The sequence below is a fragment of the Rhizobium sp. RU20A genome, assembly GCF_900155885.1.
In the GTDB taxonomy this organism is placed as follows: Bacteria; Pseudomonadota; Alphaproteobacteria; order Rhizobiales; family Rhizobiaceae; genus RU20A.
The window spans coordinates 1,557,491-1,570,704 of the sequence record NZ_FTMB01000001.1; the positions used below are offsets into that span (position 1 = coordinate 1,557,491).

At 65.3% G+C, this 13,214-nt stretch carries 11 protein-coding genes; 4 read left to right on the plus strand and 7 right to left on the minus strand.

Going from position 1 to position 13,214, the window contains the following annotated elements:
- Positions 1-163: 163 nt before the first annotated feature.
- The 5 genes from F3H41_RS07510 to F3H41_RS07530 form a co-directional block, all read right to left on the minus strand.
- Complete coding sequence (locus tag F3H41_RS07510; protein WP_149737935.1) at positions 164-2,590, minus strand: FAD-dependent oxidoreductase; 2,427 nt, start codon at positions 2,588-2,590, stop codon at positions 164-166.
- Between the two features lie 198 nt (positions 2,591-2,788).
- On the minus strand, positions 2,789-3,364 hold the full coding sequence (locus F3H41_RS07515) for a sarcosine oxidase subunit gamma family protein (RefSeq protein WP_188129365.1): 576 nt from the start codon (positions 3,362-3,364) through the stop codon (positions 2,789-2,791).
- Between the two features lie 22 nt (positions 3,365-3,386).
- On the minus strand, positions 3,387-6,344 hold the full coding sequence (locus F3H41_RS07520; RefSeq protein WP_149737937.1) for a sarcosine oxidase subunit alpha family protein: 2,958 nt from the start codon (positions 6,342-6,344) through the stop codon (positions 3,387-3,389).
- Entirely contained in the window at positions 6,341-6,619 is a 279-nt protein-coding gene (locus F3H41_RS07525) for a sarcosine oxidase subunit delta (RefSeq protein WP_149737938.1), read from the minus strand. The genes F3H41_RS07520 and F3H41_RS07525 overlap by 4 nt, the downstream gene beginning before the upstream one ends.
- A 13-nt stretch (positions 6,620-6,632) precedes the next feature.
- Positions 6,633-7,883 carry a sarcosine oxidase subunit beta family protein gene (locus F3H41_RS07530; RefSeq protein ID WP_149737939.1) on the minus strand — a complete coding sequence of 417 codons (1,251 nt, stop codon included), beginning with the start codon at positions 7,881-7,883 and terminating at the stop codon, positions 6,633-6,635.
- Positions 7,884-8,104: 221 nt separating this feature from the next.
- Between F3H41_RS07530 and cysQ the strand changes: the two genes are divergently transcribed.
- On the plus strand, positions 8,105-8,881 hold the full coding sequence (gene cysQ / locus F3H41_RS07535) for a 3'(2'),5'-bisphosphate nucleotidase CysQ (RefSeq protein ID WP_149737940.1): 777 nt from the start codon (positions 8,105-8,107) through the stop codon (positions 8,879-8,881).
- A gap of 144 nt (positions 8,882-9,025) precedes the next feature.
- Positions 9,026-10,060 carry a DUF2793 domain-containing protein gene (locus tag F3H41_RS07540; protein WP_149737941.1) on the plus strand — a complete coding sequence of 345 codons (1,035 nt, stop codon included), beginning with the start codon at positions 9,026-9,028 and terminating at the stop codon, positions 10,058-10,060.
- A 9-nt stretch (positions 10,061-10,069) separates the two neighbouring features.
- Here the strand turns inward: F3H41_RS07540 and F3H41_RS07545 are convergent, their stop codons facing one another.
- Positions 10,070-10,447, minus strand: a complete 378-nt coding sequence (locus F3H41_RS07545; RefSeq protein ID WP_244616098.1) for a hypothetical protein — start codon at positions 10,445-10,447, stop codon at positions 10,070-10,072.
- 265 nt (positions 10,448-10,712) lie between these two features.
- Between F3H41_RS07545 and F3H41_RS07550 the strand changes: the two genes are divergently transcribed.
- Positions 10,713-11,222, plus strand: coding sequence for a DNA starvation/stationary phase protection protein (locus tag F3H41_RS07550; RefSeq protein WP_149737942.1), 510 nt, complete (start codon positions 10,713-10,715; stop codon positions 11,220-11,222).
- 37 nt (positions 11,223-11,259) lie between these two features.
- Here the strand turns inward: F3H41_RS07550 and F3H41_RS07555 are convergent, their stop codons facing one another.
- Complete coding sequence (locus tag F3H41_RS07555) at positions 11,260-11,955, minus strand: Crp/Fnr family transcriptional regulator (protein WP_244616135.1); 696 nt, start codon at positions 11,953-11,955, stop codon at positions 11,260-11,262.
- Positions 11,956-12,345: 390 nt separating this feature from the next.
- Here F3H41_RS07555 and F3H41_RS07560 point away from each other — a divergent pair, with 390 nt between their 5' ends.
- Entirely contained in the window at positions 12,346-13,209 is an 864-nt protein-coding gene (locus F3H41_RS07560; protein ID WP_149737944.1) for an SDR family NAD(P)-dependent oxidoreductase, read from the plus strand.
- The last annotated feature ends 5 nt before the right edge of the window (positions 13,210-13,214 follow it).

A 13,214-nucleotide genomic window follows, 5' to 3' on the forward strand; every position in this document is an offset into this window, starting at 1 on the left:
AACCCTTGCACGATTCCGCCGATTTTTCGGCCGAATGGCGTCAAAATGCGGCATCAATCTGTGGAACAGCCGGGCATTTTCGAATTTTCCACGAAAATGGGCGCAGCCACCGCTGCGCCCCTATCTGCCTCTTCACGCAACTGTGCGAAATTCCTGACGAAGATCAGGAGCGCATGCGCGATCCGTTCGCATCGAAGAGCGGCTGCGGCTGCAGCCGGGCGCCGAGAACCGCGCCCAGCAGCTCGACAGACCAGCCGTCGGCCTCGTCGGCGATTTCCTTCGGCACATAGCCCATCGCCACCGAAAGGCCGGCCGCATGGGCATAACCGCCCGACGTCACCCAGCCGCGCACCTCGCCGTTGAAATAGATCGGCTCGTCGCCGATGACGTCGGCGTCCGTGGCCTCGATGATGAAGGTGCGCAGCCGAAGCGTGCCGCCCTCGGCCTTCTCGGTCGCGGCTGCCGCCTTGCCGATGAAGTCCGCCGGCTTGGAGAGCGCCACGAAGCGGCCAAGGCCCGCTTCCAGCGGCCCGTAGAGCGGGCGATACTCGCGCGACCAGCTGCCGAAGGATTTCTCGAGGCGCAGCGCATTCAGCGCCCTGAGGCCAAAGAGGCGGATGCCATGCGGCGCGCCTGCCTCCATGATCGAGTCGAAGAGGTAGCGCTGGTACTCCGGCTTCATCCAGATCTCGTAGCCGAGATCGCCGGTATAGCTGACGCGGCCGACGATGGCGGGCGCCATGCCGAGATCCATGCGACGGATGTCCATGAAGGGAAAGGCCGCGTCGGAGAGATCGAGATGCGTGAGCGCCTGCAGCACGTCCCGCGCCTTCGGCCCGGCGACGGAGAGGCCGACAAGCCCGAGGTTCAGCGCCTCGATCGTCACGGAACCGTCCTTCGGCAGATGCTGTTCGAACCAGCGCATGTGGTAGTCTTCGGCAATGCCCGATCCGATGACGAGGAAGTCCCCCTCGCCCAGCTTGGCGAGCGTGAAATCGCCGATCAGCTTGCCGTCCTCTTTCAGCATCGGCGCCAGCGCCATGCGACCGGCGGCGGGGATGCGGCAGGTCAGCATCCGGTCGAGCCAGGCTTCTGCGCCCGGACCCTTCACCGCATATTTGGCAAAGCCGGAGGTTTCCATCAGGCCGACGCTCTCGCGCACCGCCTTCGTCTCGGCGCCGACCGTGTCGAAGTCGGTGGAGCGGCGCCAGGAGAAATGATCCTCGACACCTTCCGGCGCAAACCAGAGCGGCGCTTCGAGGCCGTAGGAAGCGCCGAACACGGCACCGGCGTCCTTCAGGCGGTCGTAGATCGGCGTCGTGAGGAACGGGCGGGCTGCCGGCAATTCCTCGTTGGGATAGCGGATCGAGAAGCGGCGGGAATAATTCTCGCGCACCTTCTTGTTGGTATAGGCAAGCGTTGCAAAGTTGCCGTAGCGGGCAACGTCCATGGCAAAGACGTCGAAGCCCGGGTCGCCGTGGATCATCCAGTTGGCAAGCGCGAGGCCGACGCCGCCGCCCTGGCTGAAGCCGGCCATGACCGCGCAGGCCGACCAGAAGCCCGTCATGCCGCGCACGGGACCGACGAGCGGATTGCCGTCCGGCGAGAAGGTGAAGGGGCCATTGATGATCTTGCGGATGCCGGCCTTGTTGAAGGCCGGGAAGTGGCGGAAACCGACTTCGAGCTCCGGCGTGATACGCTCGAGATCTTCCGCCAGCAGCTCATGACCGAAATCCCAGGGCGTATTGACGGGCGACCAGGGCCGGCAGGCCTTTTCGTAGGTGCCCATCAGCATGCCGTTGCGCTCCTGGCGCAGGTAGATCTCGCCATCGAAGTCCACGCAGTGCATCAGCTCCTTGCCGCGCGTCTGGTTGAATTCGATGACTTCCGGCATGTCCTCGGTGATAAGGTACATGTGCTCCATGGCGAGCACCGGCAGCTCCAGCCCCACCATGCGACCGACTTCGCGCGCCCATAGGCCCCCGCAGTTCACGACATGCTCGGCGATGATCTCGCCCTTGTTGGTGATGACACGCCAGTGGCCGTCCTCGCGCTGCACGAGATCCTCGACCTTGGTGTGGAGATAGATGTCCGCGCCGTTCTTCTTGGCGGATTTGGCATAGGCATGGGTGGTGCCGTAGGGATCGAGGTGACCTTCGACGGGATCGAAGACGGCGCCGACGAACTGGTCGGGATCGATCAGCGGCATCAGGTCATGCGCTTCCTTCGGCGTCAGCAGATGTGCGTCGAGCCCCATGTAGCGGCCCTTGGCAAGGATCGACTTCATCCAGTCGAACCGTTCCTTCGTGGCCGCCAGCATCATGCCGGAGGTCATGTGCAGGCCGATATCCTGGCCGGAGTAGTCCTGGATCTCCTTGTAGAGTTCCACCGTGTATTTCTGCAGCTTGGCGACGTTCGGATCGCCGTTGATCGTGTGCATGCCGCCGGCCGCATGCCAGGTGGAGCCGGAAGTCAGCTCCGAGCGTTCCACGAGGACGACATCCGTCCACCCGAATTTCGTCAGGTGATAGAGAACGGAACAGCCGACGACGCCTCCACCGATGACGACGACCCTGGCATGGCTTTTCATGAAGATTTCTCCGGGATGGGATGGGCGCTCTGGCGCAATGCCACCCGGAAACAGCGACCGGCAGGCACCGCGATTTGCCTCACGCTACCCAGAATCCACGCGCCGCAAAAGCCATCCCGACGAAGACGATTGGCGCGATTGCGCCATTTTCTAGCCGATAAGCGTCTTGTTTGCGTCACGCCATGACGCATTCCGTCGTCAGTCGGAAAAGCCCACGGAAAGCCCGAATTCACGACCCATCAGCAGGAGATCGTCGAGCAGCGAAACGGCAAAGCTGCGGGTCACAGCGATCTCAAAACGATCCGGCTGACAGGCGCAGAGATTGGCCGCGACATGACCGATCAGGACGTTGGCGGAGGCGCCGGGCGGGAAGGCATCGGGCCGAAGATCAACACCGGCACCCTTGGCCAGGATCGTGCGTGCTGCGGGGCCGGAGAGGTCGAGCAGCACCCGCGCATCCGACTGATCGACGACATCGGCCATGCCGGCCAGCGTCACCGACAGGCGGGCGACGAGCCCTTCCGGCATGTCCTCGCGCGAGACGGCCAGCCATTCGCCGGGCGCCACGAAGCGCAGGCCATCGCCGAGCGCGGCCGAGAGTACGGCCTTCACCTCCGCCTCGAAGGCCGGCGCTACCAGCACGCTCGCCATGGCGACCGAGCGGATGACGGCCAGATGATCCGGGGCCGGAAGGCCGAGCCGGATGGCGGCATGGGCGTCGAGCGGATGCACCTTGCGGAAGGTGCCCGCGGGGGAAGAGGTGGAAGCGGTCATGGTCGTACTCATCGCGCTGGTGTCACCCGTTGATCTTCAGATTGTCGGGATCGACGAAGACCGGCCGCACCACTTCGGCGACCACCTCTTCGCCATGCATGCGATCCCAGACGACGATGCGCTCGCCATAGCGTTCACGCCCGGATTTGAGGAAGGCGAGCGCGATATGGCGGCCGACCACGGGAGAATAGCAGGCCGAACTCACCCAGCCCTGATCGTTGAGCGTGGAGGGCTTGGCGCCCTCGCGCAGCAGGTGCGCCCCGGCCCGCACCGGCTTGTCGCGGTCCACGGGCAGGAGGCCGATCATCTGCATGCGGTCGGCCGCCGTCAGGCCATAGCGCGAGGAGAGCCGCTTGCCGATAAAATCGGGCTTCTGCGTCGAGAGCATCTTGCCAAGGCCGAGGTCGTCTGGCGTCGATCGCCCATCGATTTCGGCATGGGTGACGAAGCCCTTCTCGATGCGCAGCACGTTCAGCGCCTCGAGCCCGTAGGCGGTGATGCCATGGGCGCGGCCGGCCTGCATGATGGCTTCCGCCACAGCCTCGCCATAGCTTGCCGGCACCGCCAGTTCGTAGGCGAGTTCCCCGGAGAAGGAGATGCGGAAAAGGCGGGCCCTGAGGCCACCCTTCAGCGTCACCGCACCCGCGGCGAGCGCCGGGAAGGCCGTGTCGGAAAGATCGGCTTCCACGAATTGCGCCAGCACCGCGCGCGCCTTCGGCCCGGCGATCGACATCTGCGCCCACTGGTCGCTGACCGAGACGAAGCGCACGTCGAGATCCGGCCAAAGCACCTGCGCGGCATATTCCATGTGCGACAGCACGCCGGCGGCGAGCGCCGTTGTGGTTGTCACGAGGTAGTGCGTCTCACCGAGCCGGCTGACGGTGCCGTCATCATAGACGATGCCGTCCTCGCGCAGCATCAGCCCGTAGCGCGCCCGCCCGACCGGCAGCTTCAGCACAGCATTCGAATAGAGACGGTTGAGGAACTCGGCTGCATCCGCGCCGAACACCTCGATCTTGCCGAGCGTCGAGACATCGCAGATGCCGACGGCAGCGCGCACCGCCAGCACCTCGCGATTGACCGTCTCGGCCAGACCCTTCTCCCCGGCCCGCGGGAAATGCGAGGAGCGATACCAGGGCCCTGCCTCCACGAAGCGGGCGCCTTCGCCTTCCGCCCAGCCATGCAGCGGCGAGCGGCGGATGGGGCTTGCATGCATGTCGCGCGCCGTTCCCGCCAGCGCGCCGAAGGAGACCGGCGTGTAGAAGGGCCGGAAGGTGGTGGTGCCGACCTGCGCCGGACTGACGCCCTGCATGCCCGCGAGAATGCCGATGGCGTTGATGTTGGACAGCTTGCCCTGGTCCGTCGCCATGCCGTTGGTGGTGTAGCGCTTGGCATGCTCGATGTGGCCGAAGCCCTCGCGCAGCGCCAGCCCCAGATCATCCGCCGTCACGTCGTTCTGGAAATCCACGAAGGCCTTGGACCGCGCGCCCGGCACGTACCAGAGCGGCGCGGCCGCGCTTCCCTCGCGCGCATCCGTTTCCGGCAGGGGCGCAGGCGCAGCGCGCCGGCCGAGATCGGCCATGGCCGCCAGCGCCTTCGAGACGCCATCCGCCAGCGCCGCGGCGAGCGCGCCGTGGCCGGCCGCCGCGCCGGCGACGGTCAGGTGCGGGCCGGTCTCCGGTGCGAGAAAGGCCGAATGGGCCTCCGACCAGAAGGGCTTCAGCCCGCGTTGGCAGGCAAGGTGAATGACCGGGCTGACGCCGCCGGACATGGCAACGGCGTCGCAGGCGATCGTCTCGCGAAAACCGGCCCGCTCCACGGTCACCCCGTCGACCCTGAGCCCGCCCGACGTATCCACGATACCGGCGCCGGCAATCACCCTGACGCCTTTCGGCGCGGGATCACCGGCCTCTGTCCGGCTGTCGACGATGGCGGGAACGGAAACGCCGACCCGCACCAGATCGGCCGCCGTCTGGTAGCCCTGCGGCCCATTGGTGAAGACAACGACGGCGCGGCCCGGCGCCACGGCATAACGGTTGATATAGGTGCTGACGGCCCGCGCCGTCATGATGCCCGGCCGATCATTGCCGCCAAACACCAGCGGGCGCTCCTCTGCCCCGGAGGCAAGGATGGCCCGCGCCGCGGCAATGCGCCAGACACGCTCGACGGGCCGCGTCGAGACCGGTTCCGCCACATGCTTCTGGACCCGCTCGACCGCGCCGAACACATTGTCGTCGTACCAGCCGAAAACCGTCGTGCGGGTCAGGATGCGCACATTCGGCAGCGATTTCAGCTCGTCCACGACATGCGTCGCAAAGACCGGAGCGGCCTGGTTGTCGATAAGGGCCGTCTCGCCGAGCAGCCCGCCGCCCGGGCGGAACCCTTCGTCGGCAAGGATGACATCGAGCCCGGCGCGCGCGGCCGTCACCGCGGCCATCAGCCCGGCGGCACCGGCGCCGATGACGAGCAGATCGCAATGCGCCCAGCTCTTTTCGTAGGTGTCGGGATCGCGCTCCAGCACGGCCTTGCCGAGGCCCGCGGCGCGGCGGATGATCGGCTCGTAGACCTTCTCCCAGAACGCCGCCGGCCACATGAAGGTCTTGTAGTAGAAGCCGGCCGAAATCATCGGCGAGAGCAGACCGTTGACCGCGCCGATGTCGAAGGAGAGCGAGGGCCAGCGGTTCTGGCTCTTCGCCGTCAGCCCGTCATGGAGCTCGGCCACCGTGGCGCGCGTGTTCGGCTCGCTGCGTGCGCCCGTGCCGATCGTCACCAGCGCATTCGGCTCCGACGCTCCCGCCGTCACGATGCCGCGCGGGCGGTGATATTTGAAGGAGCGGCCGACGAGCGTGATGCCGTTCGCCAGGAGCGCCGAGGCCAGCGTGTCGCCGGCAAGGCCGCGCATGCGCCGCCCGTCGAAGGAAAAGTCGAGGCTCTGGCCGCGATCGACGAGACCGCCATTGTCGAGACGATGCGGGCTCATGCCATTCTCCCCCGCGAAAAGGCTGCGCCATCCGTGACCGAATAGACCTCATGGGTCACCGTATCGCGCTCCACCACCAGGAAGCGGCGGCATCCCGCCACATGCTGCCAATGCTCGAAGGTGCGCCCGCGCGGATTGGCGCGCACGAAGACATAGTCGGCCCAGGCCTCGTCCGAGGCGGCGGGATCGGGCCTCAAGGGCGTCGCATCGCCGCGCACGGCAAATTCTTCCTTGGGACGGGTGCCGCAATGCGGGCAGGTGATCAGGCTTGCCATCTGTGCAGTCTTCTCAGTGAAGGTTCGGTTGCGGCCCGGCGCCGTGCTCGTCGATCTCGTAGCCGCGCTCGAAGCGGTCGAGACGCAGCGCCCGCGCCACCGGATGCGGATCGTTCTTGGCGATCAGATGCGCGAAGCAGAAGCCGGAGGCGGGCGTCGCCTTGAAGCCGCCGTAGCACCAGCCGCAATTGAGGTAGAGGTTGTCGATCGGCGTGCGGTCGATGATCGGCGAGCCGTCCATGCTCATGTCCATGACGCCGCCCCAGGCGCGCAGCACGCGCACCCGCGACAGGCCGGGGATCATCGTCACCCCCTCCTCCATTACATGCTCGGCGGTCGCGAGATTACCGCGCTGAGCATAGGAGGTGAAGCCGTCGATCTCCGCCCCGAAGACGAGGCCGCCCTTGTCGGATTGCGAGATGTAGAAATGTCCCCCGCCATAGGTGATGACATGGTGGATGGCCGGCTTGATGCCTTCCGTCACGAAGGCCTGAAGGACATGGCTTTCGATCGGCAGTTTCAGCCCCGCCATCTCGCCGACCACGCTCGTGTTGCCCGCTGCCGCCAGCGCCAGCTTGCCGCAGCCGATGAAGCCCTTCGAGGTCTCCACGCCGGTGACGACGCCGTTCTCGCGACGGATGCCCGTCACCTCGCAGTGCTGGATGATATCGACGCCGTGCCGGTCCGCCCCGCGCGCATAGCCCCAGGCCACCGCATCGTGGCGCGCCGTGCCGGCCCGCTTCTGCAAGAGGCCGCCGAGGATCGGGTAGCGGGCATGGTCGAAATTGAGGAAGGGCAGCATGGATTTCAGCTGCGCCCGCGTCAGGTTCTCCGCCGCAACGCCCTCCATCCACATGGCATTGCCGCGCCTCAGATAATCGTCCCGCTGGCCGTCGGAGTGGTAGAGATTGATGATGCCGCGCTGCGAGAGCATGACGTTGTAATTGAGGTCCTGCTCCAGCCCCTCCCACAGCTTCAGCGAAAACTCGTAGAAGGGCTCGTTGCCGGGCAGGAGATAATTGGACCGCACGATGGTGGTGTTGCGCCCGACATTGCCCGAGCCGAGATAGCCCTTTTCCAAAACGGCAATGTTGCGAACGCCGAATTCCTTGGCGAGGTAATAGGCGGTTGAAAGGCCGTGGCCGCCCCCGCCGACGATGATCACGTCGTAATGCGGTTTCGGCTCCGGCTGGCGCCAGGCCGGTGTCCAGCCGAGATTTCCCTTGAAAGCATTGCGAAGAATGGAAAGAGCCGAATAGCGCATGCAGCAACCTGTCTGTTTCGCCCGTACACTGGCATAGGCGGCACACGCTTCAAAGCGCCCGATTGTCACGCCGGACATTTGCCGCGCAAGTGTGGCAGGGCTGGCACGTTGCGACCGGCGGCGCTTGAAAAGGCCGTGTGCGCGCCGGATTCTAGGATAAGATTGCGAAGCATGATTCCCCGGATGCGTCGTCAGACGCCGAAAGGCAGACAGGACACCCGATGCTGGACATCCTCAGGCACACGGCCATCGAGGCCGGTCAGGCGATCCTCGTCATCTATCGCAAGGGCGCGGAGATCGGCTGGAAGGCGGATTGCTCGCCCGTCACGGATGCCGATTGCGAGGCCGAGCGGATCATCCTGGCCGCGCTGACGACGGCCTTTCCGGATATCCCCGTGATTGCGGAGGAATCGGTCGCGGCCGGTTGCATTCCCGACATTTCCGGCGGCACATTCTTCCTTGTCGATCCCCTCGACGGCACCCGCGAATTCATCGGCCGCCACGACGATTTCACCGTCAACATCGCCCTGATCGAGAATGGGAAGCCGGTGCTGGGCGTCATCTATGCGCCCGCCCTCGGCCTTCTTTATACCGGTGCCGGTGGGCGCGCGGAAAAGATGCTGGTCGGCGAGGACGGGCAGGAAAAGCCCGCCATTCTCATCGGCTGCCGCAATCGGGGCGATCGCATCGTGGCGGTGGCGAGCCGCTCCCACAACAGCGAAGCGACGGTCGCCTATCTCCATGAGCATGGCCTGCAGGACTTCCAGGCGGTCGGCTCTTCCCTGAAGTTCTGCCTGCTGGCCGAAGGCGTCGCCGACATCTATCCGCGCTTTTCCCGGACCATGGAATGGGACACCGCCGCGGGCGATGCGATTTTGCGGGCGGCGGGCGGCGAGACACTCACCATGGAAGGGGTGCCGCTGACCTACGGCAAGCGCGGTCTGCCGCACGACGCCGATTTCGCCAACCCCTTCTTCGTCTCACGCGGCCGGTCCTGACGGCACGCGGCCCCTGCTGATGGCAGGGCATCCCGGCGCAGAAAAACCAAGTTTCCACGGCCCTTTTCCTGCCCCTTCGTCCCCGCCGCCCCACCGGCTCCTAGGCTCGCATCCGGATGCTGCCCCTTGAAGGAGACCAGACGGATGAGCGACACCACTCCCAACCTTGCCATGCCCTACATCCTGCCCTCGCAGGCGTTGAAGCATGTCACGCACAATGAGGCTCTGCAGATCATCGACGGGCTCGCGCAGCTTGCCGTCCTCGCAACCCTGACCGCACCGCCCTCGGACCCAGAGGACGGCGCCTGCTTTGCCATTGATGACGCCGCGACGGGTCTTTGGGCCGGACGCAGCGGCAAGCTGGCGCTCAGGCAGGACGGAGACTGGATCTACCTCTCGCCGCGCGCCGGCTGGCGTGGCTGGTTCCTGGCGGAAGACAGGCTGAAGGTGCATGACGGCGTCGGCTGGGAGGTCTTTGACCCGATCGGCACCCCGCCCCGCTTCGGCATCAACACCACCGCCGACGACACCAATCGCCTTGCCGTCGCCGGCCCCGCCAGCCTCTTCACCCACAGCGGCAACGGCCATCGCATGGCGCTCAACAAGGCGGCGGCCGCAGAAACGGCCAGCCTGCTCTTCCAGACGGGCTTTTCAGGACGCGCCGAGATCGGGCTTGCGGGAAGCGACCAGTTGACCGTGAAGACCAGCGCCAACGGCTCGACCTGGACAACGGCGCTGACGCTGACGGCCGGTGGCACGGTGCTGACACCGCAGCGGCCGCTCGCCCGCGCCACGCTCGGCGGCGGTGTGCAGACACCGGCCAACAACAGCCTGACGGGGTTTCAGACGCTGTCGCTGTCGCAGGGCGATGTCACGCTCGGTGCGGCCGTGCCCGGCGGCACCGGAAACCGGCTGGTGGTGCCCGTAACAGGTCCCTACCTCGTGGCGCTGGCCGTCGATGCCAACCCAAACGGCGCTTTTTCGGTAACGGTCGAAGTCAATGGCACGACCGCCCTTGCCCGCATCGCCGACAACGACGCCGCCACCGCCGCCTATCAACGCAGCGCCGCAGGCATCGCCATGCTGACGGCCGGCGACTGGCTGGCGCTGCGCCACACCGGCTCGACGCCGATCGATTTCGGCCTCAACAAGACCGAACTGATGCTGGTTATGCTCTGAGGCGGGCGCTCAGCCGGCCGCCTGGAACAGGCTGAACAGGCTGTCGGACGTGAAGGGCTTCAGCGTGCGCGGCGAGGAACGGAATTCCGACGGGAAGACCTCGTCCTCGCCGTAACCGCTGACGAAGCCGAAGGCGATGCCGCGTGCCTTTAGCACGCTGGCAAATTCGAAACTCGTCTGCTGGCCGAGATTGACGTCGAGCAGGGCAAAATCAAAAGCGCCGGCGTCGATCGCGGCATGGGCCTCCTCGAGGGTCGCGGCAATCACGACTTTCCGGCATCCGAGGGTCAGGAGGATATCTTCGGCCTCCATGGCAATGATGAAGTTGTCCTCGAGCACGAGGACGGATTCGGGCAGGGCCATGGTGCGCGCGGTTACCTCAGTCATGTCGAAGCCTCCTCAATGATAACCCACGCCGCACGACGGGCTTCGGGGCTACCGCCACCGGCGGCTTCCGGATCGATTCTCGATCACATCCATAGGGTTATCTGACTTAATCGGCATTTAACTTTGACATAGCGCCGCACCATTCCCTTCAGACCGCATGCCATGCGGAACAATCAGCCGGGCGAAGCGTTCCCAGACCGGAGCATATCGCAACCGAATTTTCCGAAAAGACAGAACCCGTCGACCCCCGAAAAGGAGCCTTCCCATGGCCGTTGCCGCCACCCTGAAGCCCAAGGCACATTCCGAGACGATGAACATCGGCCTTGCCGCCACCTATCGCCGCGAGATGGCAAAGTCGCTCTCCGACATCCTTGCCGACAGCTACCGCCTGCTCATCAAGAACCATGTCTATCACTGGAACGTGGTCGGTCCGCTCTTCAAGCCGCTGCACGAACTGACGGAAGAACACTACACGACGCTCTTCGGCGCCATCGATATCATCGCAGAACGCATCCGTGCCCTCGGCCACCTCGCTCCGGCCAGCATGGGCGATGCCGCGCGCTTTGCTCCGAAGAACGGCGATGTCGAAAACCTTTCGGCTGCCGGCATGATCGAGGATCTCATCGCCGAGCATGAAAGCGCCGTGCAGGCGATGCGCAAGGCAGCAACGAAGGCCGACGAGAACGAGGACGTGGTGACGGCGGACATGCTGACCGACCGTCTGACCTTCCACGAAAAGGCGCTCTGGATGCTGCGCGCCATCGTTGCCGAATAAGCGGGACGCAAAGACAAAACCGGATGACGGCGCGCCTTCAGATGAAGGGGCGCCGTTTTTCCTTGTAACCCTCGAAATGCGCGATTTCCATCAGCGCTTCTTCATCAAGCACTTCGTAGCCGCGCTCGGCCCAGCGCACGAGGCCGCGTTGTGCCAGCTTGCGCAGGGTCTTATTGGTGTGGACGATCGACAGTCCCAGCGTATCGGCAACGTGCTGCTGGGTAATGGTCACGATATTGTTGGCACCGCCGAAAAGGCGCACCGCCCGGCCTCTCTGGTAGAGGAAGACCAGCAGATAGGCAGCGCGTTCGAGGGCCGTTCGCCGGCCGATCGACAGGAGATTCTCGTCGAGAATGCGCTCCTCGCGCGAAGCGATCCAGGTCAGGTCGTAGGCAAGATCCGAATAGTTCTCGAAAATCTCGTGCAACCGCGTACGCTCGAAAACGCACAGGGACATCGGCGACAACGCCTCGACCGAATGCTGCATCTCGCCCATCAAAGACCCTTGCAGACCGACGAGATCGCCGGGCATCAGGAAGTTGAGGATCTGCCGGCGCCCGTCCTCCAGCGTCTTGTAGCGGAACCCCCAGCCATCCAGAACCGTATAGAGATGCGCGGCACGGGTGCCCTCGGCGAGAACAGTCGTGCCGGGATCGACGGCCAGTTCGCCCATCTTGAAGGTCGAGACGAAATCCAGTTCCGGCTGGGAAAATGGCCGGAAATGATCCAGCATGCGCAGCGGACAGAGTTCGCATGGCGTGCGCCCCGCCGTGCGCCGCGTCTTGGCGTCGCCGCTCGCGCCAACGCCGTGGCCGGCCTCGCCGGAACCCTTGCCGTTCCCGTTGCGCGGCGCGCTCTTTTCACCGTCACCTGATGCCATCCGGCACATCCGTCCTGTCTTGCATACCCCGGAGACGGAATCTAACGCCTGGCCGCCCGCGCGCAAGGGCTAGACACTGCGCAAGCCTCACGAATTTCAGCGAGGCTGGCGGCAGAAAGACTAAGGATTTTGCGGACATGCCGCATCGCACCTGCCTTTGCCTCGGCGCCCGCCTGCCCTATGTCTCACCCATCAGAACCTCACCTGCGGCGCCAACGCCCGTTGCTTCGAAAGGCCTCTCTCATGTCTGAAACGTCGCCTGCCACCTCCGTCATCGCGCCCGGCAAGACCGCCGTCGTCACCGGCGCCGCCTCTGGCATCGGCCTTGCCGCCGCGCGCCGATTCGCTGCCGCCGGCATGAATGTCGTGCTTGTCGACCGCCCCGGCGAGCGGCTGGATGCGGCGACGCGCGAGCTGGTGGAGCTGGCAAAGGGCGGGACCATCCTCGATCTTGCCTGCGACGTCGCGAGCCTTGCCGCGCTCGAAACGCTGGCGGGCGAAGTGCGCGGCCAGCTCGGCCCCGTGCATCTGCTGATAAACAATGCCGGCGTGCAGCCGGGCAGCAGCATCTTCGGCCCGCAGGACGAATGGGACCAGGTGCTCGCCGTCAATCTCTTCGGCATCGTCAACGGCACCCGCGTCTTCGGCCCCGGCATGATCGAGCACGGCGAGCCGGCCATGATCATCAACACCGGCTCGAAGCAGGGCATCACCACGCCGCCCGGCGACCCCGCCTACAATGTCTCCAAGGCCGGCGTGAAAGCCTTCACCGAAGCGCTCGAACACGACCTGCGCAACCGGGATCCGCGCACCGTCACCGCCCATCTCCTCATTCCCGGCTTCGTCTTCACCCCGCTCGCCGCCGGTGGCCGGACGGAAAAGCCGGACGCCGCCTGGACGGCAGACCAGACCATCGCTTTCATGCTGGAAAGCCTGGAACGCGGCGATTTCTACATTCTGTGCCCCGACAATGACGTGCCGCGGACGCTGGACGAAAAGCGCATCCTCTGGGCCGCCGGCGATATCGTCGAGAACCGCCCGCCTTTGTCGCGCTGGCACCCTGATTACGCCGAGAAATTCAAGGCGCATGTGGAGAAGAAGGACTGATAAGG